General features: G+C 61.3%; 21 protein-coding genes and 1 pseudogene. 14 read left to right on the top strand and 8 right to left on the bottom strand.

Annotated features, from left to right (window positions below):
- Window positions 1-58 precede the first annotated feature (58 nt).
- From BUE21_RS06190 to pdxH, 3 genes are all read left to right on the top strand, one after another.
- On the top strand, window positions 59-433 hold the full coding sequence (locus BUE21_RS06190; RefSeq protein WP_143164442.1) for a hypothetical protein: 375 nt from the start codon (window positions 59-61) through the stop codon (window positions 431-433).
- A 79-nt stretch (window positions 434-512) separates the two neighbouring features.
- The gene (gene gloA / locus BUE21_RS06185; protein ID WP_073355821.1) at window positions 513-932 is read left to right on the top strand and encodes a lactoylglutathione lyase; all 420 of its coding nucleotides are present in this window, start codon (window positions 513-515) and stop codon (window positions 930-932) included.
- A gap of 36 nt (window positions 933-968) precedes the next feature.
- Window positions 969-1,664, top strand: coding sequence for a pyridoxamine 5'-phosphate oxidase (gene pdxH, locus BUE21_RS06180; protein WP_073355820.1), 696 nt, complete (start codon window positions 969-971; stop codon window positions 1,662-1,664).
- A gap of 245 nt (window positions 1,665-1,909) precedes the next feature.
- Here pdxH and BUE21_RS06175 read toward each other — a convergent pair whose 3' ends face one another.
- The 7 genes from BUE21_RS06175 to pstS form a co-directional block, all read right to left on the bottom strand.
- A complete protein-coding gene (locus tag BUE21_RS06175) occupies window positions 1,910-2,929 on the bottom strand; it encodes a YcjF family protein (protein WP_073355819.1) in 1,020 nt (339 codons plus the stop codon).
- Between the two features lie 132 nt (window positions 2,930-3,061).
- Window positions 3,062-3,757 carry a phosphate regulon transcriptional regulator PhoB gene (gene phoB / locus BUE21_RS06170; RefSeq protein ID WP_073355818.1) on the bottom strand — a complete coding sequence of 232 codons (696 nt, stop codon included), beginning with the start codon at window positions 3,755-3,757 and terminating at the stop codon, window positions 3,062-3,064.
- Between the two features lie 6 nt (window positions 3,758-3,763).
- Complete coding sequence (gene phoU / locus BUE21_RS06165) at window positions 3,764-4,474, bottom strand: phosphate signaling complex protein PhoU (protein ID WP_073355817.1); 711 nt, start codon at window positions 4,472-4,474, stop codon at window positions 3,764-3,766.
- A 13-nt stretch (window positions 4,475-4,487) separates the two neighbouring features.
- Window positions 4,488-5,267, bottom strand: coding sequence for a phosphate ABC transporter ATP-binding protein PstB (gene pstB, locus BUE21_RS06160; RefSeq protein WP_073355816.1), 780 nt, complete (start codon window positions 5,265-5,267; stop codon window positions 4,488-4,490).
- Window positions 5,268-5,303: 36 nt separating this feature from the next.
- Window positions 5,304-6,203 (bottom strand): phosphate ABC transporter permease PstA, encoded by a 900-nt coding sequence (gene pstA / locus BUE21_RS06155; protein ID WP_073355815.1) that lies wholly within the window; start codon window positions 6,201-6,203, stop codon window positions 5,304-5,306.
- On the bottom strand, window positions 6,200-7,213 hold the full coding sequence (gene pstC, locus BUE21_RS06150; RefSeq protein ID WP_084522949.1) for a phosphate ABC transporter permease PstC: 1,014 nt from the start codon (window positions 7,211-7,213) through the stop codon (window positions 6,200-6,202). Before pstC ends, pstA begins: the two co-directional genes overlap by 4 nt.
- A gap of 317 nt (window positions 7,214-7,530) precedes the next feature.
- Window positions 7,531-8,571, bottom strand: a complete 1,041-nt coding sequence (gene pstS / locus BUE21_RS06145; RefSeq protein ID WP_073355814.1) for a phosphate ABC transporter substrate-binding protein PstS — start codon at window positions 8,569-8,571, stop codon at window positions 7,531-7,533.
- A gap of 259 nt (window positions 8,572-8,830) precedes the next feature.
- Between pstS and BUE21_RS06140 the strand changes: the two genes are divergently transcribed.
- Both BUE21_RS06140 and BUE21_RS06135 read left to right on the top strand, forming a co-directional pair.
- A complete protein-coding gene (locus tag BUE21_RS06140; protein ID WP_073355813.1) occupies window positions 8,831-9,151 on the top strand; it encodes a DUF485 domain-containing protein in 321 nt (106 codons plus the stop codon).
- A complete protein-coding gene (locus BUE21_RS06135) occupies window positions 9,148-10,830 on the top strand; it encodes a cation acetate symporter (protein ID WP_073355812.1) in 1,683 nt (560 codons plus the stop codon). The genes BUE21_RS06140 and BUE21_RS06135 overlap by 4 nt, the downstream gene beginning before the upstream one ends.
- Window positions 10,831-10,976: 146 nt before the next feature.
- Here BUE21_RS06135 and BUE21_RS06130 read toward each other — a convergent pair whose 3' ends face one another.
- Window positions 10,977-11,447 (bottom strand): CZB domain-containing protein, encoded by a 471-nt coding sequence (locus tag BUE21_RS06130; RefSeq protein ID WP_159435811.1) that lies wholly within the window; start codon window positions 11,445-11,447, stop codon window positions 10,977-10,979.
- A 201-nt stretch (window positions 11,448-11,648) separates the two neighbouring features.
- Between BUE21_RS06130 and BUE21_RS06125 the strand changes: the two are divergent.
- The 9 genes and pseudogenes from BUE21_RS06125 to BUE21_RS06085 all read left to right on the top strand — a co-directional run.
- Window positions 11,649-12,935 (top strand): annotated as a pseudogene (locus tag BUE21_RS06125) (polyhydroxyalkanoate depolymerase); the annotation flags it as partial.
- Between the two features lie 560 nt (window positions 12,936-13,495).
- Complete coding sequence (gene rsxB, locus BUE21_RS06120) at window positions 13,496-14,287, top strand: electron transport complex subunit RsxB (protein WP_084522942.1); 792 nt, start codon at window positions 13,496-13,498, stop codon at window positions 14,285-14,287.
- Between the two features lie 46 nt (window positions 14,288-14,333).
- Entirely contained in the window at window positions 14,334-14,717 is a 384-nt protein-coding gene (locus tag BUE21_RS06115) for a DUF2721 domain-containing protein (RefSeq protein ID WP_073355842.1), read from the top strand.
- Window positions 14,718-14,782: 65 nt separating this feature from the next.
- Entirely contained in the window at window positions 14,783-15,823 is a 1,041-nt protein-coding gene (locus BUE21_RS06110; RefSeq protein WP_073355810.1) for a patatin-like phospholipase family protein, read from the top strand.
- 359 nt (window positions 15,824-16,182) lie between these two features.
- Window positions 16,183-17,277, top strand: coding sequence for an LLM class flavin-dependent oxidoreductase (locus BUE21_RS06105; RefSeq protein ID WP_073355809.1), 1,095 nt, complete (start codon window positions 16,183-16,185; stop codon window positions 17,275-17,277).
- A 64-nt stretch (window positions 17,278-17,341) separates the two neighbouring features.
- Window positions 17,342-18,211 carry a class II aldolase/adducin family protein gene (locus BUE21_RS06100; protein WP_073355808.1) on the top strand — a complete coding sequence of 290 codons (870 nt, stop codon included), beginning with the start codon at window positions 17,342-17,344 and terminating at the stop codon, window positions 18,209-18,211.
- Window positions 18,212-18,281: 70 nt separating this feature from the next.
- Window positions 18,282-19,292, top strand: a complete 1,011-nt coding sequence (locus BUE21_RS06095; protein ID WP_073355807.1) for an ABC transporter substrate-binding protein — start codon at window positions 18,282-18,284, stop codon at window positions 19,290-19,292.
- Window positions 19,293-19,296: 4 nt separating this feature from the next.
- On the top strand, window positions 19,297-20,385 hold the full coding sequence (locus BUE21_RS06090; protein WP_084522940.1) for an ABC transporter permease: 1,089 nt from the start codon (window positions 19,297-19,299) through the stop codon (window positions 20,383-20,385).
- Window positions 20,379-21,224, top strand: a complete 846-nt coding sequence (locus tag BUE21_RS06085; protein ID WP_084522939.1) for an ABC transporter ATP-binding protein — start codon at window positions 20,379-20,381, stop codon at window positions 21,222-21,224. Before BUE21_RS06090 ends, BUE21_RS06085 begins: the two co-directional genes overlap by 7 nt.
- Window positions 21,225-21,226 lie beyond the last annotated feature (2 nt).

Here is a 21,226-nt window from a genome sequence, read left to right as displayed (position 1 = left end):
GGTCAGAACCAAGCCCTGATTTCAAAGGGATTAAAACGCCAAAAACCCAATTAATATAATGAATTCAAAAATTAATGTAGAATTTTTTCCTAAAAACATAGACCCCAAGTTAAAGCCTATGTTTCTTAACCTCAGAAAAGACATTCATAATTTGCGTATTAAGGTCAAACGTGATGAGACACGCGGCATTCTTATCACCAAGGTCACATCATCCAGCGACCACTTTGTATCCATGATTCAACAAATAAGCCACCCAGAGGTGGTAGAAGCATTTTTCAAAAAGAAACATGCCGGCCCTCAATCGCAGGAGCATTTTCTTTTTTTAATAGATCGGGAAGCAAAATCGCCTCAAATCGGAAAAGTCGTTTTCTACTCCGAAGAGGCCCAGCCTTTTTCATGGATAGAAAATCTCATTTACGAACAGCTCTGTTGATTCGATATAAATATAAATATCAATAAAAAATTTCTCGACTGAAACAATTGACCACCCAAAAGCAGGCACAATAGCCCGCATGAGAATACTGCACACGATGCTGCGCGTTGGTGACCTGCAACGCTCGATTGATTTCTACACCAAGGTCATGGGGATGGAGTTGCTGCGCACCTCCGAGAATGCCGAGTACGCGTATTCGCTGGCGTTTCTGGGCTACGGCGGGGGCAACCCGGATCAGGCGGAGCTGGAGCTGACCTACAACTGGGGGCAGTCGGACTACGAGTTGGGCACTGCGTACGGGCATATTGCGATTGGCGTGCCGGATGCACAGGCGGTGTGCGCGCAGATCAAGGCCGCAGGTGGCAAGGTGACGCGTGAGGCCGGGCCGGTGAAGGGTGGCACGACGGTGATTGCATTCGTCGAAGACCCGGATGGCTACAAGATCGAGTTGATCGAACGCCCGGATGACCGTGCGGCAGGCACAGGGCTGTCGGCCTGATGCACCACGCGCTTTCCCAACACTGAAAGATAAACCATGACTGGCAAGAATACCCTGGCGACCGTGCCATCGACCCATTTGCATCTGGCCGATATTCGCACGGATTACACGCGCGATGTGCTGCTGGAAGATGCCGTGCAATTGCTGGAGCCGTTCGCGCTGTTCGGTGCGTGGATGGAACAGGCGGTGCAGGCCGGGCTGGAAGACGCGAATGCGATGACGCTGTCCACGGTAGGCAGTGATCTGCGCCCGAGCAGCCGGGTGGTGCTGCTGAAGGGGCTGGATGCGCAGGGGCCGGTGTGGTTTACCAACTACCACAGCCGCAAGGGGCGCGAGTTGGCGGGCAATCCGTTTGCGGCCTTGCAGTTCCACTGGGTGGCCTTGCAGCGGGTGGTGCGCATTGAGGGCCGGGTGGAGAAGGTCGGTGCCGAAGAAAGCGACCTCTACTTTGCCAGCAGGCCCCTGGCTTCGCGTCTGGGTGCCTGGGCAAGTCCGCAAAGCGAGGCGATTGCCAACCGGGCCGTGCTGGAGGCCAGACTGGCAGAGGTGTCGCAGCGGCCCGATGCGGACGATCCGGCCCGCCCTGGCCACTGGGGCGGCTACCGGCTGATTCCCGACCGCTGGGAGTTCTGGCAGGGCCGTGCCAGCCGTCTGCACGATCGTTTGCAGTTCACGCGAGCACAGGCGCAGGCGGATGGCTCCGGCTGGAAGGTGCAGCGGCTGGCTCCCTGAACCAGGGTGTGTCATTCCCGCAAACGTGCACTGCTGTCCGCAACGTTTTGGCATGTGCTGGCCAAGTGGCCATTGCAGCCTTACTCAAAGCACCAGACACCGTCATGCCGGACTGGATCCGGCATCCAGTCGCAACGCAAGCCAGTGGCAAGCGAGGTGTTTTGGCAAGCGTCGTCACTGGATGCCGGATCCAGTCCGGCATGACGTGGCGTGGGGCAATACGAAGCTTCACTGCTTGGGTGTGTTCAAAACGGGTTCTGGCCGCTGGCTGGGTTGCCGCCACGCACCATGGCGAGGATTTGCGCGGTGTCGAGGGTGCGTGCCCGTTCCTGAATCTGGGGCAGGTAGCTGGCGTGCAGGTTCTTGCCTTTCTGCATGGTGTGGCTGTAGGCATCCTTGAGCATCTGGGTGGAGAGGGTGCGGCCTGTGGCGTAGTACTGGTTGGCCACATGCCCCAGCGCGTAGGTGGCGGCAAAGCTCATGCCGGTGCTGATGGCCTGTTTGCCAAGGCCCCCCAGCAGGCCCTTGCCTGCCTTGCCCAATAAACCGCCCAGCAGTTTGCGGCCAGCCTGTTCGAGGTACTGGGAGGTCATGCCCACACCCGCTGTGGCAAGAAAATCCTTGATGTGGCCCCGGTCGAGTTCATAGCCGTAGCTTTTGCCGATCTGGTACACCAGCCGCATCTGCAAGGGGATGATGGCCATGGTGGAGAGGCTTTCGGGCAGCAGTTCGATGGCTCCGTTGAGGATGGCGGCGTTGAGGATGCGCTTGTCCATATCGGCCTGGCTGAGGGTGCTGACGTTGCGCGGTGTGCCGTCCTGGGCGGTGGCCGGTGATGCGGTGGCTGTGGGGGCTGTCGGTGCCTGTGGGTCGGCAGCGGTGGGCAGGGTAGCCTGTGCGAGGCTTTGTGCCGTGCTGTCGATGGCCTGTGCCTGGGATTCGGCCAGTCCGAGCGCGCTGCGCAGTTGGGACAGGAAAGCCGCTTCGTTGGGGCTGACGGCTCCATCGGCATCGCACACACAGACGGCCATTTCGTAGGCCAACTGACGGGCCTGGGGAGTTTGCAGCCCGGCGGTGGCGGTTTGCAAGGTGGCACGCTGGAGCAGCACGTCCTGGTAGAGGGATGGCATGTTGAGGCTGTCGTCCTGCGCCAGTGCCTCGGCGACGCGGCGGATGGCTTCGCGCTCGCGGTCGTGTTTTTCGCCATCGGCGTAGGCAGCCAGCAGACAGAGGGTGAGGATGGAGCGGGTTTCTTGCGGGTTCATGGGTAGCCTGTCAAGTGGAGAAAAGGATGTATCGCCATGTGGGGGCGTGCTGCCCGATTGCAAAGAGGCATGCTCCACAAACGACTTCGGGCAGTCACAAGGACTGCCCGAATGGATGGCCGGTTCCCGATCTCAGGCCGCGCCGGGATTGGCAGTAAAGCGATAGCCCACGCCCCGCACGGTTTCCACCATGGTGGAGGCGGTGTCCAGGGCTTCGCGCAGACGCTTGATGTGTACGTCCACGGTGCGCTCCTCGATGAAGACGTGATCGCCCCAGACGCGATCCAGCAAAGAGGCGCGGGTGTGAACGCGTTCGGGATGCTGCATCAGGAAGTTGAGCAGCTTGAACTCGGTAGGCCCCATTTTGAGGGGCTGGCCGGACAGCAGCACACGGTGCGAGGAGGTGTCGAGGTGCAGGTTGCCGATCTGCACGGCCTCGCCCGCCTGTTCGGGGGCGCGGCGACGCAGCACGGCACGGATGCGCGCCAGCAGTTCCTGGATGGAGAAGGGTTTGGTGAGGTAGTCATCGGCTCCAGAATCCAGTCCGGCCACCTTGTCGGATTCGTCGCCCCGTGCGGTGAGCATGAGGATGGGAATGCCTTTGGTGCGTGTCTGGCTGCGCCATTTGCGCGCCAGTGCCAGACCACTCTGGCCGGGCAGCATCCAGTCGAGCAGGATGACATCGGGGAGGATGCCATCGAGCTCGCGCTGGGCCTGCTCGCCGTCTTCCACACACACGGGCTGGTAGCCGTAATGGCGCAGATTGACGGAGATCAGCTCACTGATGCCCCGTTCGTCTTCCACGACCAGTACTCGCGGTCCACTCATAGATACTCAATCTCCCTGCTTGAGGGTGGATTCCACATGTTCCACCGAGGTGTGGCGCACATCCTTGCCCTTGACCATGTACACGACGAGTTCGGCCAGGTTCTTGGCGTGGTCGCCGATGCGCTCGATGGACTTGGCCAGGAACAGCATTTCCAGGCTGATGGAGATTTTGCGGGGGTCTTCCATCATGTAGGTGACGAGTTTGCGGGTGTAGCCCTCGAACTCCTTGTCGATGAGGTCGTCCTGTCGCAGGATGCTCACGACGCTGTCCAGGTCCATGCGGGCGAATGCGTCCAGCGCGCTGCGCAACTGGGCGGCGGCCAGCTCACCCGAATAACGCAGTTCCAGAATGGGCAGGTTGCGTGGCGCGCCTTCGTTGATGATGGTCTGCACCATGCGGCCGATCTTGTTGGCCTCGTCGCCGATGCGTTCAAGGTTGCTGGTGGCCTTGGAGATGCCCAGCAGCAGGCGCAGGTCCTTGGCAGTGGGCTGGCGCGTGGCGATGATGGTGGACAACTCCGCATCGATTTCCACATCCAGCTCATTGACGCGCTCTTCCAGCCGGGCGATCTGCGCAGCCGCTGCGCTGTCGAGGTTGCTCAGCGCGTCGATGGCAAACTTGATCTGCGATTCCACCAGGCCGCCCATTTCCATGATGCGACCGGCCACGGAGTTGAGTTCGTGATCGAACTGGCTTGATACGTGTTTTTCTGGCATGTCTCGTGCTCCCTCAGCCGAAACGGCCGGTGATGTAGTCTTCGGTTTCCTTGCGCTTGGGCTTGACGAACATTTCCTTGGTTTCGCCAAATTCCATCAGGTCACCCAGGTACATGTAGGCGGTGTAGTCGCTGCAACGCGCGGCCTGCTGCATGTTGTGGGTGACGATGACGACAGTGTATTCGTCCTTCAGTTCCTCGATCAGTTCTTCGATCTTGGCGGTGGACAGCGGGTCGAGTGCGGAGCAAGGCTCGTCAAGCAGCAGCACTTCGGGCATGACGGCCACGCCACGGGCAATGCACAGACGCTGCTGCTGGCCGCCGGAGAGGCCGGAGCCGCTCTGGTGCAGCTTTTCCTTGACTTCGTTCCACAGGGCTGCCTTGCGCAGTGCGGCTTCGACGCGGTCGTCGAGTTCCGACTTGCTCAGGCTCTCGAACAGCTTGACACCAAAGGCCACGTTGTCATAGACGGACATGGGGAAGGGCGTGGGCTTCTGGAACACCATGCCGACCCGGGCGCGTACCAGGGCCACGTCCAGTTCCTTGGCCAGCAGGTTGTCGCCGTCGAGCAGAATCTGGCCTTCGGCGCGTTGTTCGGGGTACAGCTCGAACATGCGGTTGAAGGTGCGCAGCAGCGTGGATTTGCCACAGCCCGATGGCCCGATGAAAGCCGTGACTTTCTTCTCGGGAATCTGCATGGAGATGTTCTTCAGCGCGTGGAACTTGCCGTAGTAGAAGTTGAGGTTTTTGACCGAAATCTTGGCAGGTTCAGCGGGGATTGCAATCGCGTTCATGGAGCGAGTTTCCTTTGTTGAGCGGGGATTGGGCGGTTATTTCTGGCGGGTGAAGTAACGCGCCAGGATGTTCAGTGCCAGCACGGCGAGGGTGATGATGAAGACACCTGCCCAGGCCAGTTCCTGCCAGTTTTCGTAGGGACTCATGGCGAACTGGAAGATGACGACCGGGAGGCTGGCCATGGGCTGCGACAGGTCGGTGCTCCAGAACTGGTTGTTGAGTGCGGTAAACAGCAGCGGAGCGGTTTCGCCGGAGATGCGGGCCACGGCCAGCAGCACGCCGGTAATGACACCGGCCTTGGCGGCACGCATGGTCACCATCATGACGACTTTCCACTTGGGCGCGCCCAGGGCATAGGCGGCTTCACGAAGACCGTTGGGAACCAGCATCAGCATGTTCTCGGTGGTACGCAGCACCACGGGGATGACGATCAGGGCCAGTGCAGCCACCCCGGCGTAACCGGAGAAACCACCAAAGCGCGCCACCACGATGGCATAGACGAACAGACCAATGACGATACTGGGTGCCGACAGCAGGATGTCGTTCACGAAGCGGGTCACGGAGGCGAGCCAGCCCTTGGGGTTGAACTCAGCCAGGCAGATGCCGGCCAGTGCCCCGATGGGGGTGGCGATCAGCGTGGCCAGTGCCACCATGACGAAGGAGCCGAACAGTGCGTTGGCCAGTCCACCGGCATCATTGGGGGCGGGAGTGGATTGCGAGAACACGGTGGCACTCAGGCCACCAATGCCCAGGCGGACGGTTTCCCAGAGAATCCACAGCAGCCAGAACACACCGAAGATCATGGCTGCCAGCGACAGGCCGATGGCAATCTTGTTGATGAGCTTGCGACGGGCAAACAGTCGGTTGCGGGTGGCCTGGTCAGAGCGGGGCAGGTCGGAGAGGTTCTTGACAGCAGCCGTTGCAGGGGAATTCATGATTTGGCTCCTTCGCCCTTTTGCAGGCGCAACAGCATCAGTTTGGAGAGGGTGAGCACCACGAAGGTGATGAAGAACAGCAGCAGGCCGAGATAGAACAGCGATGCCTGGTGCAGGCCTTCACCGGCTTCGGCAAACTCGTTGGCCAGCGTGGAAGTGATGCTGCTGGCAGCATCGAACAGCGAGGCGGAATTGAGCTGGCTGACGTTGCCGATGACGAAGGTGACGGCCATGGTTTCACCGAGCGCGCGGCCCAGACCCAGCATGATGCCGCCGACCACACCGGCCTTGGTGTAGGGCAGAACCACTTTCCACATCACTTCCCAGGTGCTGGAACCCAGGCCATAGGCCGATTCCTTCAGCAGTGCGGGAGTGACTTCAAACACGTCGCGCATCACGGAGGCGATATAAGGAATCACCATGATCGCCAGGATGATGCCAGCGGGCAGGATACCAATGCCCATGGGCACACCGGAAACCAGCGCGCCGAGCACCGGCACGTTGCCGAATATGGCTTGCAGGGGCTGCTGGAAGTATTTCACCAGAATGGGGCCGAACACCATCAGCCCCCACATGCCATACACGATGGAAGGCACGGCAGCCAGCAGTTCAATGGCGGTACCGAGTGGACGCTTGAGCCAGGCAGGCGAGAGTTCGGTCAGGAACAGCGCGATGCCGAAACTGACGGGCACTGCAATCAGCAGCGCGATGGCAGAGGTGGCCAGCGTGCCGTAGATCATGGCCAGGCCGCCGTACTGGTCCATCACCGGGTCCCATTCCGACGAGAAGATGAAGCCCAGGCCGAACTCCCGAATGGAAGGCCAGGCTGACACCAGCAGCGACAGCATGATGCCCAGCAGCAATGCCAGTGTCAGAATGGCCGATCCACGTGTGAGTACGGAAAACACCAGATCGCCCAATTTGCCGGTTCTTCGGACTGGCGGCGGGGTACCGCCACCGCCCACTTTCGCTGGCGCGTTCGCCACCGATGCAGGCAATTGCATAGTCATTGCATCAGACACAGCTTTTCCTTTGTTCACTTGAATACCATCTTTCCAATATCGAAACAGGCCGGGCCGATTGCATTCGCGCTCACCCACCACAACGGCCAGCGCGCGTCTGGCTGTCACAGTATCGTCATGCACACGCCCTGACCAAAAAATGCAGCATGGTGGAATCCCTCATGCTGCATTTTCTGGATTATGCGGTCACTGCACCATCCGGGGGCATGGCAGGCTAGCAATACATACCCAGAAAACACGGTGGTACTGCGATTGGCATGGTGCCCTTGGTTCCGGCTGGCGTGACTGCGGCCCTCAAGCGGTATTTATTGCCACTTGATGGGGTTGCCGGATGCGTCCTTGATGTCCTTGCTCCATTCGGCGCGCACCAGTTCCTTGACGCTGTCGGGCAGGGACACATAGTCCAGATCGCTGGCGGTCTTGTCACCGTTGCTGTAGGCCCAGTTGAAGAACTTCAGGGTGGCAGCGGCCTTGTCGGGGTTGTCCTGCACCTGGTGCACCAAAATGTAGGTGGCGGTGGTGATGGGCCAGGATTCTGCACCGGGCTTGTCGTTCAGAATCTGGTAGAAGCTGTTTTGCCAGTCGGCACCGGCAGCCGCGGCCTTGAAGGAGGCTTCGGACGGATGCACGAACTGGCCTTCGCGGTTTTGCAGTTGCGCGTAGGAAATCTTGTTCTGCTTGGCGTAAGCGTATTCCACATAGCCGATGGAGCTGGGCAGACGGCTGACGAATGCGGCCACGCCTTCATTGCCCTTGCCTCCCGCACCGGTAGGCCACTTGACTGCGGTGCCTTCGCCCACATCCTTCTTCCAATCGGCACTGACCAGGCTGAGGTAGTTGGTGAAGCCGAATGTGGTGCCGGAACCATCGGCGCGGCGCACCACGGCGATCAGGTCGGCTGGCAGGTTCAGCTCGGGGTTGAGGGCCTTGATGGCATCGTCGTTCCAGTTGGTGATCTTGCCCAGATAGATGTTGGCCAGCACTTCACCGCTCAGGCGCAACTGGCCCGGCTGGATGCCCTTGATGTTCACCACGGGCACAATGCCGCCCACCACGGTGGGGAACTGCACGAGTTTCTTTTCAGCCAGTGCTTCGTCCTTCAGAGGGGCATCGGAAGCACCGAAGTCCACCGTCTTGGCCTCGATCTGGCGCAGACCGGCACCGGAACCCACCGACTGGTAGTTGATCTTGACACCTGCCTCTTTGCTGTAATCAGCAGCCCACTTGGCGTACAGGGGTGCAGGGAAGCTGGCACCGGCACCATTGACATCCTGGGCAGACACACCTGCTGCCAGACCCAGAGCCATGGCGGAAGCGGCAATCGCGCGGAAAGCAAATTTCGTCATCGTAGTCCTCTTGAAAGTTGATCGGTGAATGACAGGCTGGAATGTAAAAACCTTTTATGACAGCTACATGACAACCATACCCTCATCGGCTCCTCAAAAAATCGGCAAAAACCATGAAACATTGGGTTTTTCTAGGTAGTAACACCGATTCTGATTTAAGGAGGCTCACTTACATTCGCCCACTGCGCTGCACTGCAACAATTCAGCAACAGCGCAGACGCAAAAACAATTCCACTTTGTTGTCCAAAAAGGGAGAAGCATGTCCAACCCAGTTTATGAGCGCATCAAGCGCGACCCCCGATACACGGAGCTGATCCAGCGGCGTGGGCGTTTTGCCACAAGTCTGACCCTGACCGTCATGGCCGTTTTCTTCGGCTTTGTCCTGCTGGTGGCTTTTGCACCCGGCTTCATTGCCATGCGCATCGTGGAGGGCAACAACATCACCGTGGGCATTGCACTGGGCTTCATCCAGTTCGTGCTGTTCTGTTTCCTGACCTGGGTGTATGTGCGCCGCGCCAACGGCGAATTCGATAGCATCAACGAGCAAATCGTCCAAGACGCACAAAGGAACGCCCAATGATCCGCACCAACGCCTTCACACGCCCTCTGCTGGCACTGCACGCGCTGCTGCTGCCAGCCCTGGCCCTCGCACAAAAGCCCGACCTGGGCAGCGTGGAAAAACAGCCGCTGAACCTGCATGCCATCGGCATGTTCTTTGTGTTCGTGCTGATGACGCTGGCCATCACCTACTGGGCCGCCAGCCGCACCAAGTCGGCCTCGGACTTCTACACCGCCGGCGGCGGCATCACCGGCGGCCAGAACGGCCTGGCCATTGCGGGTGACTTCATGTCTGCCGCCACGCTGCTGGGCATGACCGCCATGCTGTATGCCCAAGGGGTGGATGCCTACATCTATCTGGTGGCCTTCTTCGTGGGCTGGCCCATCATCCTGTTCCTGATGGCCGAACGCCTGCGCAACCTGGGCAAGTTCACGTTTGCCGACATCACCGCCTACCGCCTCAACCAGGGCAAGGTGCGCACGATGGCGGCCATCAGCTCGCTGGTGGTGGTGTGCTTCTATCTGGTAGCCCAGATGGTCGGCGCAGGCCAGCTCATCAAGCTGCTGTTCGGGCTGGAATACAACATCGCGCTGGTGGTAGTGGGTGTGCTGATGATGGTCTATGTGACCTTCGGCGGCATGGTAGCCACCACCTGGGTGCAGATCATCAAGGCCTGCATGCTGCTGATTGGCGGCACGGCCGTGATGGTGCTGTCGTTCAAGGAATTCGGCTTCAGCTTCCAGGAAGTGACCAACCGCGCCATGGAACTGCACAAGCTCGGCAGCCAGTTGCTGGCTCCGGGCAGCCTGCTGGCCGATCCGGTGACCGCCATCTCGATGGGCCTGGGCCTGATGTTCGGTATTGCCGGTCTGCCCCACATCCTGATGCGCTTCTTCACCGTGACCAACGCCAAGGAAGCGCGCAAGTCGGTGTTCTACGCATCCAGCATCATTGCCTACTTCTTCAACGTGATCGCCATCATGGGCTTCTGCTCCATCATTCTGGTGGGCACAAACCCGGCTTACTTTGAAGGCGGCGACATCACCGGCAAGCTGATCGGTGGCGGCAACATGGTAGCCATGCACTTGGCCCATGCCGTGGGCGGCAACCTGCTGCTGGGCTTCCTCTCTGCCGTGGCCTTCGCCACCATCCTCGCGGTGGTTGCCGGTCTGGCACTGGCAGGCGCATCAGCCATCTCCCACGACCTGTACGCCCGCGTCATCATGAAGGGCAAGGCTTCCGAAGAGAAGGAAATCAAGGTCTCCAAGATCGCCACCATCGGCCTGGGCATCGTGGCCGTGCTGCTGGGCATGGCCTTCGAGAAGATGAACGTGGCCTTCATGGTCGCACTGGCCTTCGGCGTGGCTGCCTGCGCCAACTTCCCGGTGCTGCTGATGTCCATGTACTGGAAGGGCCTGACCACACGCGGCGCGCTGGCGGGCGGCTATGTGGGCCTGTTCAGCTCCGTGCTGTTCGTGTTCTTCTCCAAGTCCGTCTGGGTGGACGTGCTGGGCAATGCCTCGCCCCTCTTCCCCTACACCCAGCCTGCCCTGTTCTCGATGCCGCTGGCATTCCTGGCCATCGTGGTGTTCTCCAAGCTGGACAACAGCAAGGAAGCCCAGGCCGAGCGCGCAGCATTCGACGACCAGTATGTGCGCGCCCAGACGGGTGTGGGCGCAGCCAGTGCCGCAGCGCACTGACACTGCTTCCCCATTGGCCATGCACAGTGCCTGAGGCACTGTTGCATGAAGCAACCATGAAAAAAGCCTGCCGTTTCTGGCAGGCTTTTTTCATGGCAGCCGCGCAATCAAGCAAGCGTCCGCCATCCTGTGGCCCGGTTCACTGTTCACTGACCGGCTTCGCAATGCACCGTGGCATCTTCGAGCTTCATCAAGAGTTGTATCAACTGATTGGACAGCTTGTGCATGGCCGTATTCTGCAACTGCGCAGCCTTGTTATCACCTGCACTGGAAAACTCCAGTGCCTTGTGACTGATTTCGTGGAACGCCTGGTGCTCCACCTTCAGCTTCTCGAAAATAGCCTTGGCCTCCTCGCCACACTCCTCGATCAACACCGAACCTTCACCATAAATCCACGCGCCCAGCTTGCATTCCGTATGGGAACTCCCACAAAAGTCCCCTTCATTGTCGAGGCTGGCATTGATGCGGTTCAAATAACGGATGTGTTCATTCATGCGCTGCAAAAAAAATGCTTTTCCTGCCATTTTGGTTTTCTCCTGAAAATAACCATCGTGTATCTCACATCTGCAACCAACAGCCTCCATACCAAGACATGTTTTTTGCTTTATTTTGCTCATAAAGTTACTTATGAATATTTTTGTATCATATAGTGAATTCATCGGCCAATGACCTTGAGCCATACTCGACAATATGACAACACCATCTTCATGACACACTGCGCAACCGCCTTGTTTTTCGCTAGGGAAAGCAAGGCTGTTCAAATTCCGACAGTGCTGCTATATTGCTGCACTGCAACAATAAATTTCAAGGTTTGACCCATGCTCTACCACATCTACGAAGCCCAGCGTTCCTTGACAGAACCATTTGCAGATTTTGCCAAGGCGGCCTCCAAGCTGTTCTCCAACAACACCTTCCCGTTTGCAGAGACGGCATTCGCCAGCCGCATTTCTGCCGCCTACGATCTGTTCTACCGTCTGGGAAAAGACTACGAAAAACCGGCTTTTGACATTCCTTCTGTCTCGGTCAATGGCGTGGATGTCGCCATTCAGGAGCGGGTGGAGATCGACAAACCCTTTTGTGAACTGCGCCGCTTCAAACGCTATTCCGACAACCTCGAAACCCTGGAAGAATTGCTCAAGCAGCCGGTGGTGCTGATCGTCGCACCGCTGTCCGGGCACTACGCCACGCTGCTGCGCGAGACCGTGCGCACCATGCTGACCGGCCACCGCGTGTACATCACCGACTGGAAGAATGCCCGCAACGTGCCGCTGTCCGATGGCGAATTCCATCTGGACGACTACGTCAATTACGTGCAGGAGTTCATCCGCTACGTACAGGGCAAATACGGCAACTGCCACATCATGAGCGTGTGCCAGCCCACCGTGCCGGTGCTGGCCGCCATCTCGCTGATGGCCAGCCGGGGCGAGAAAACCCCATTGTCCATGACCATGATGGGTGGCCCCATCGATGCGAGCAAGTCGCCCACCTCGGTGAACGCACTGGCCCAGAGCAAGAGCTTCGCGTGGTTCGAGAACAACGTCATCTACCGCGTGCCCCACGGCTTTGCGGGTGAGGGACGGCGCGTCTATCCCGGCTTCCTGCAATACGCCGGTTTCGTGGCCATGAACCCCGACCGCCACGCCACCAGCCACTACGACTACTTCCGCAACCTCATCAAGGGCGATGAAAGTGCGACGGAACACCACCGCAAGTTCTACGACGAATACAACGCCGTGCTGGACATGGATGCCAACTACTACCTGCAAACCATTGCCACGGTGTTCCAGAACTTCAACCTGGTCAATGGCACCTGGGAAATCCGCTCCCCGGAAGGCGAGCTGGAACTGGTGCGTCCACAGGACATCAAGACCACCGCACTGATTACCGTGGAAGGCGAGCTGGACGACATCTCCGGCAGTGGCCAGACCAAGGCCGCGCACACCCTGTGCAGCAGCATCCCCGCCGATGCCCGCGAGCACATCGAAGTCGAAGGTGCAGGCCACTACGGCATCTTCAGCGGCAGCCGCTGGCGCAACCAGGTGTACCCGCAACTGCGCGACTTCTACCGCCGCTTCCCCGTCGAAAGTGCCGATGGCCTGAACGCCCAGACTGCCACCCGCCAGGGCATTGCCAAGCAGTACATCTTCAACGAAGACCATGCCGCCGTGGTCATCGGCAGCGGGGAAGCCGTGGAGCAGACTGCGGCCCCTACCCCGACACCAGCCGCCAAACCCAAGCGTGTGGCGGCACCGCGCAAGACCGTCGCCAAGGCCGTTCGCCGCAAGCCTGCCGCACCGGCCCCTGCCCCTGAAGTGGTCGCTCCCGCTCCCGTGGCTGTGGTTGCGGCCGAGACACTCCCGAGCGTGCTGTCCCAGCCCATTCCTACCGCAGCCAATGCGGAACTGACCGAAACCCCGGCTCCGGCAGTAACCACCGAACCCGCAGCACCCGCTGCGTCTCAGGTCGAACCCGTGGCAGTGGTGGAATCCGCTCCTGTCACTGCGCCCGACAGCGTCCCGACGGCACAGGAGCCTGTGGCAGAAACCCCTGCCGCCACCGCCAGCGTGGAAGCCTCTGCCACCACCAGCCCGGCAGAACCGGCTGCACCCGCACCCCAGCAAGAGGCACAGGACACGCCGGCTGCTCCAGGAGCCGCTGCCGCCTGATGCCAAACGAGCGCACCCTGTCGAGAACCCCGGCTGCCGCAGCCGGGGAGCGCGATGGCCCGTCGTCCCAACCGCCGCTTTCGGCGGCTTCTGCATGGGCTTCGACTGCTGAGGCACCGACGCTGGCCGAGCGCATCAACGATGCCCTGCCGCAGACCCAATGCACCCGCTGCGGCTATCCCGATTGCGCGGCCTACGCCAGCGCAATCGCCCAGGGCGAAGCCGCCATCAACCTGTGCCCGCCCGGTGGTGCAGAAGGCATTGCCCGGCTGGCCGCCCTCACCGGGCAGGACATTCTGCCACTCGACCCCGAACACGGCACCGAGGGGCCGCGCCATCTGGCGGTGATCGACGAAGACTGGTGCATTGGCTGCACCCTGTGCTTCAAGGCCTGCCCCACCGATGCGATCGTGGGGGCCAACAAGACCATGCACGTCGTGCTGGACGAACACTGCACCGGCTGCGAACTGTGCATTCCGGTGTGTCCGGTGGACTGCATCTCGCTGGAGAACGTCAGTGGTTCGGCCCACGGCTGGGCGGCCTGGTCTGCCGCGCAGGCACATACCGCACGCCATCGCTACACCCACCGGGCGCAGCGGTTGGGGCTGCAAATCGGCCAGGCACTGCCACCCCTGCAACAACGCCGGGGCATCGCCACGCCCGTGCCAGCAGGTTCCAGCACGCAAGCCAGCCCCTCTGCCCATGCACCCGCCACCGACTCCAAGGCGGCGATGCTGGCCGCCATCATGGCCAAGGCCCGCAACCGCCGGGGTCTGGCAGACCTTCCCTGAATTTGCAGGCACACTGTCCTCTTTGCATGCCTTCCCGCTGACTGTCATGGACATCACCACTCCCGCCCTGCTGTTTCCCGCCATTTCTCTGCTGCTGCTGGCCTACACCAACCGCTTTCTGGTGCTGGCGCAGGTAATTCGTCAGTTGCACGCCTCGCCCCAGCACGACTCCCCGCTGGTGAAGAAGCAGATTCCCGGCCTCAAACGCCGCATTCTGATGATCCAGTACATGCAGAGCTTTGGCGTGCTGAGCTTTCTGCTGTGCGCCCTGGCCATGTTCGCCCTGTTCATGGAAGCCACATGGCTGGGCAAGTGGCTGTTCGGCATCAGCATCGTCGCGCTGGCACTGTCGCTGATCCTGTCGCTGGCCGAAGTGCTCATTTCCACCAACGCCCTGTCGGTGGTGGTGCAGGACATGGAAGGCGATTGACACGCGGCATAATCAGCGCGTGATATTGCGATCTATTGCGTTTTACCACCAGGAGCACACACACCATGGCCCACCCGAAATACGCGCATGTACCCGGCGGCATCCAGACCATCAACCTGGCCTTGCAGGGAGGCGGCTCGCACGGCGCATTCACCTGGGGAGTGCTCGATGCCCTGCTGGAAGACGGTGGCTTTCGCTTTGCGGGCATCAGCGGCACCAGTGCAGGAGCCATGAATGCGGCGGTGCTGGCCTCCGGCTTTGCCGATGCGCGTGAGCTGGGCATTGCCGATGTTCACGAAGAGCACGCCAGGGGCTGCGAACTGGCGCGGCAAAAGCTGCGCCACTTCTGGGAAACCGTGGGCACGCTGGGCAGTTTTCTGGCCGCCAGCCCCGCCAGCTACGCCCACCAACTGATGCCCTGGCTGCGTCCGGTGCTGGCTCCCTCGCAGGTCAATCCGCTGGACATCAACCCGCTGCGCACCCTGCTCAAACGCACGGTGGAATTCGAGAAGCTGGTGCAGCACCGCAAGCACCCCAACGTGCCCAAGGTGTTCGTGTGCGCCACCAATGTGCGCACCGGCCGGGGTGAGGTGTTCTGCGACGAACGCATCACCATCGATGCCATCATGGCCTCGGCCTGTCTGCCGCAGTTGTTCCACCCCATCGAAATCGACGGCGAATGCTACTGGGATGGCGGCTTTGCGGGCAATCCGGCCATTTACCCGCTGATTTACCGCACCCACATTGATGACGTGCTGCTGGTGCAGATCAATCCCATTGAAATCCAGAACCTGCCGGTCAGCATGTCGGAAATCCAGGAGCGCATCAACGAAGTGACCTTCAATGCCAGCCTGCTGGCGGAATTGCGCGCCATCGAGTTCGTGCAACGGCTGATCGAAGAAGGGCGGGTGGAAAAAGGCCGCTACAAATACATGCGGATGCACCGCATCGACGGCGGCGCGCTGCTCCAGACCTTTGGCAGCGATACCAAAATGCGCACCGACATCGGCTTTCTGCAACGCCTGTGCGCCCAGGGCCGGGAATCCGCCCATACCTGGCTGGAGGAAAACCGCCAGTACATTGGCGTGCGCCCCACCATGAAGTAGGCCCCCGGCTGAACGCTATCGCCACCAATCGGCAGGGCAAGGCAGCGGCCTGCCGGAACTTTGCACGGTTGCGGGTTCACGCCAACGATGATTTCCTGCCGGTGATGGCCTGTGGAATATCCAATCCACGAATAATCTTTTCCATTCTTTATCAACATCTTGACAGTCCACCGCGTGCGGAATGCGTATCTGCGGCTGGCAGGGCAGCACGCTTTCCCACTCTGTCAAGGCGGTTTTTCTGCATATCAAAATAATCAATAAGTATTTATTTTCAAGACGCTGGAACGCTAATCTTTGCGCCCGTCCGGTGCGTTGGCCCATTTTCTGGGCGCGCCCCTGCCATGCCAAGGAGTCAAAAAATGAGCGTACAGATCGTGGGAATGATTCAGAGCCAGAAGCAGTCCGAAATATGGCCTGCCAGCGGCCCAGCCGTGGACCGGGACTACGTCCGGGATTTCGCCCAGGCGCATGAAAACGCCGGGTTCGACCGCATTCTCGTGCCGCACCACTCGGTCAGCCCGTCTGCGGCGCACACCATTGCCTATGCCGCCTCGGTAACGCAGCGCATTCACTTTCTGCAAGCCCATCGCCCCGGCTTTGTTGCCCCCACCTATGCAGCACGCGACATTGCCTCGCTCGACCAGTTCACCGGGGGCCGTCTGGCCGTGCATTTCATCTCCGGCGGTTCCGATGCCGAGCAGCGGCGCGATGGCGACTATCTGAACCACGATGAACGCTATGCCCGCACCGACGAATACATCGGCCTGCTGCGTCGCCTCTGGACTGCCGATGCACCATTCAGCCACGAAGGCCGCTATTACCGCTTCGAGAACGGCTGGAGCGATGTGCGTCCGGCACAGCAGCCTCATGTGCCGATCTTCTTCGGTGGCGCGTCGGATGTCGCGCTGGAAGTGGCCGGGCGACATGCCGATGTCTATGCCCTCTGGGGCGAATCGCTGGGGCAGGTGGCAGAACTGACCAGCCGTGTGCGGGCACAGGCCGCCCTGCACGGCCGCGAGATCGGCTTTTCCATCTCTTTCCGCCCCATCCTGGCCGAGACCGAAGAAAAAGCCTGGCAACGTGCGGCCGATATTCTGCAACGCACGCGGCAGGTGCGTGCGGCCCACGGGCTGGAACAGCCGGGCACGCCGCTGCAAAGCGAAGGTGCGCGCCGCCTGCTTCAGGCACGCGAGCAGGCCGGCTCCGATGAACGCCATCTCTGGACCGATCTGGCCGAACTCATCGGCGGTCGCTCCAACTCCACCGCGCTGGTGGGCACGCCCGAACAGGTGGCGAATGCCCTGCTGCGCTACGTCGATCTGGGCGTGAACACGCTGCTGATTCGTGGCTTCGACCCGCTGGACGATGCCATCGACTATGGCCGGGAACTGATTCCGCGCATTCGTGCCGCCGTGCAGGCCCGCGAACAGCAGCACGACCAGGCGGCCGCCTGAGCACGACCACGGCCCATGCCGTCGCCCCTCTCGCCACACCACATCACCCCACCGAAGCATCGCCATGAACGCCGTTATCGAAGAAGCCCTGCGCCAGCACACCGACCAGCCGGACTACATCCGCACCGCCAGCGGCCTGGTGCTGAAGGCCCAGGGGGCGCAGAAATTCTGGTTCGACCCCCAACCGCCACGCGCCACGGTGCAGGAAGAACGCCAGTACCGCCGCACCCGTCTGGCGGCGGCATTTCGCATCTTTGCCCAGCACGGCTTTGACCACGGACTGGCCGGGCACATTACCGTGCGCGACCCCGAGCTGCACGACCATTTCTGGGTCAATCCGCTGGGGCTGCATTTCTCGCGCATTCGCGTATCCGACCTGCTGCTGGTGAATGCACGCGGCGAGACCGTGGTGGGCGAGCGTCCGCTGAACAAGGCCGCCTTTGCCATCCATGCCGCCATACACGAAGTGCATCCGCAACTGGTGGCTGCCGCACACACCCATTCGACCTATGGCAAGGCCTGGTCGGCACTGGGGCGCACGCTGGAGCCGCTGACCCAGGACAGTTGCGTGTTCTACGAAGACCACGCCCTGTTCGACGACTTCACAGGCATGGTGGTGGACACCAGCGAGGGCGAGCGCATTGCCCACGCGCTGCGCAAACCCGCAGGCGGCCTGCACAAGGGCGTGATTCTGCGCAACCACGGCATCCTGACCGCTGGCCCCAGCCTGGAAGCAGCTGCGTGGTGGTACATCGCGCTGGAAAACGCCTGCCAGGCGCAACTGCTGGCGCAGGCTGCCGGACAGCCCGTGCCCATCGACCACGCCACCGCCCACTTCACGCACTCGCAGATTGGCGGCACGGAAGGGGCGATTCACGCCTTCCACAGCCTCTACGAAGGGCTGGTGGCCGCCGAACCCGATGTGCTGAACTGAGCGCGGGTTCTGCCCACCGCCACCGATTCATCCCACACCGATTCATCCCATTTTCCCCAGGAGCATCCCCATGACCCATTCCTCCCAGAACCCCACCCGCCGCAAGGTGCTGCGCGCTGCTGCTGCTGCCGCCATTGCCATGCCAGCCATCAAGGTGACAAACTACGCCTGGGCCGGTGGCCAGAAGAAAATCACCTTCGCCTGGAACCAGAACGCCTACTGCCTCACGCCCATCGTGGTGGCCCATGAACTGGGCTATTTCGAGAAAAACGGGCTGGACGTGGACTTGCTCAACTACAGCGGCTCCACCGACCAATTGCTGGAGTCGATTGCCACGCGCAAGGCCGATGCGGCCGTGGGCATGATTCACCGCTGGATCAAGTCGCTGGAATCCGGGCTGGATGTGAAGATCATCGGCAGTTCCCACGGCGGCTGCGTGCGGCTGGTGGGCTACCAGCCCAGCGGCGTGAAGACCCTGGACGACCTGCGCGGCAAGACCGTGGGTGTGAGCGATCTGGCCGCTCCCGGCAAGCACTTCTTCACCATTTTGCTGGCCAAGTACGGCATCGATGTGGACAAGGACATCACCTGGCGACAATACCCCGCCGACCTGCTGGGCGTGGCCGCCGAGAAAGGCGAGATTCAGGCCATTGCCGATGGTGACCCCAACCTCTACCTGCTGCAAAAACGCACCGGCGATGCCTTTGTGGAACTGGCCACCAACCTCACCGGCGAATACGCCCGCAAGGTCTGCTGCGTGTTCGGAGCCAACGGCGATCTGGTGCGCAAGGAACGCCCCACGGCAGCGGCCATCTCGCGCGCGCTGGTGCAGGCCACCCAGTTCGTTCACGAGAACCCGAAGGAAGGTGCGCGCGTGTTCGCCAAATACGCTCCCAAGATCACCGAGGAAGACATCCTCAAGCTCTACGAACAACTGACCTTCGACCACCACCCCACCGGGCAGGATCTGCGCGACGAGCTGGCCTTCTACGCCGCCGACTTCCGCAAGATTGGCGTGCTCAAGCAAAGCACCGACCCGGAAAAGCTGGCGGATCACGTCTATGTGAACGTGCTGGGCTGAGCGTATGAGCACGAACACGCACGCACTCCATGCCGGCGCGCTGCCCGGCGGGCGGGAAGATGCCCAACGGTCACTCAACCGCACCCCGGCCACGGTGGAAGACCTGCTGGCCGTCGGGCAGACCCAGGCCACGCTCTGGACATGGGGGCTGGCCGCCGGGCTGGTCTGGATCGGCTTTGGCCTGCTGACGCTGCTGCTGCCCAACAAGGTGGCGGGCTTCATCTCCGAATGGCGTTTCACCCGCGAACTGGGCATTGCCAGCATCGCCGCCGGTTTGCTGCTGCTGGCCGCCTCCACGCTGTGGGTGCAGCGGCTGCGCCTGCTGCCCCTGGAGCGGCTGCGCCCGGCCGGACGCTGGCTGGTGGCCATTCCCGTGGTGCTGGCCGCCTGGCAGTACCTGACGGCCAAGACCGCCATCCTGCCCGTGCCGTTCTTCGCCCCGCCGCAGTCGCTGATCGAAGTCTATGTGGACGACTGGCCGCGCCTGGCCGACAGCGTCTGGAACACCGCCAAGTTGCTGACCACCGGCTTCGTCTGGGGCGCGGTGGTGGGCTTTCTCACCGGCGTGTCGATTGGCTGGTCGCAGGCCATTGGCTACTGGATTCACCCGCTGCTGCGCGTTCTGGGGCCGGTGCCTTCCACCGCGTTGCTGCCGCTGACCTTCTACATCTTCCCCTCCAGCTACTCGGCAGCGGTATTCCTGATCGCGCTGGCCACCGCCTTTCCGCTGGCCATCCTCACCTGGTCGGGCGTGGCCAGCGTGAACAAGAGCTACTACGACGTGGCCCGCACGATGGGAGCAAGCCAATGGTTCCTGGTCTCGCGCGTGGCCATTCCCGCCGCACTGCCACAGGTGTTCGTGGGGCTGTTCATGGGCCTGAGTGCCTCGTTCTCGGTGCTGGTGACCGCCGAAATGATGGGCGTGAAATCCGGTCTGGGCTGGTATCTGACCTGGGCACAGGGCTGGACGGCCTACAACAACATGTACGCCGCCCTCATCGTCATGGCCCTGCTGTTCTCCGGCCTCATCACCCTGTTGTTCACCATCCGCGACCGGGTACTGTCCTGGCAGAAAGGAACCGTGAAATGGTAGCCGTCTTCGACGAGGCACTGCGCCGCCGCACCTCGACCCGCCCCGAGACCCACCCTGCGCCCACCGGCGCGTCGCAGCCGGGCGTGGGCGCGGAAATCGGCATCCACAACGTCAGCCACGCCTTCGACACCCCCAAGGGTCGGCTGCCCGTGCTGCTCAACGTGAACCTGACCGTCAAGGCCGGGGAATTCGTCGCGCTGCTTGGCCCCAGCGGCTGCGGCAAATCGACCCTGCTGCGGCTGGTGGCAGGACTGGAGCCTGCCACACGCGGCGAACTGTGGCAGGATGGCCAGCCCATCACCCAGCCCGACCCCTCGCGCATCGTGGTGTTCCAGGACCCCACGCTGTTCCCCTGGCGCACCGTCTGGGACAACGTGGCCCTGGGCCTGCAAACCCGTGGCCTGCTGAAAACCGCCAAAGCCCGCGTCGATGCCGCACTGGAGCGCGTGGGCCTGAGCCAGTTTGCGCAGAGCTTTCCGCACCAGCTCTCCGGCGGCATGGCCCAGCGCGTGGCCTTTGCCCGCGCCCTGGTGAACGACCCGCAACTGCTGGTGCTGGATGAACCACTGGGCAAACTCGACTCGCTCACCCGCCTGGCCATGCAGAGCGAACTGGTGGAACTGTGGCGCAAAAACGGCTTCTCGGCCCTGCTGGTGACGCACGACGTGGAAGAAGCCCTGTTCCTGGCGCAGCGCGTGGTCATCTTCAGCGACCGCCCCGCCCAGATCAAGGCCGAATTCACCGTCGATCTGCCCTACCCGCGCCACCGCAGCGACCCGCTGATTACCGAACTGCGCAGGCAGGCACTGCACCATCTGGGGCTGGATGCCTCCTGGTAAGG

This window comes from Lampropedia hyalina DSM 16112, from assembly GCF_900129055.1.
GTDB classification, from domain to species: domain Bacteria; phylum Pseudomonadota; class Gammaproteobacteria; order Burkholderiales; family Burkholderiaceae_C; genus Lampropedia; species Lampropedia hyalina.
Note: the sequence above shows the minus strand (reverse complement) of the source record. Positions and strands in the feature narration are given on the sequence as shown.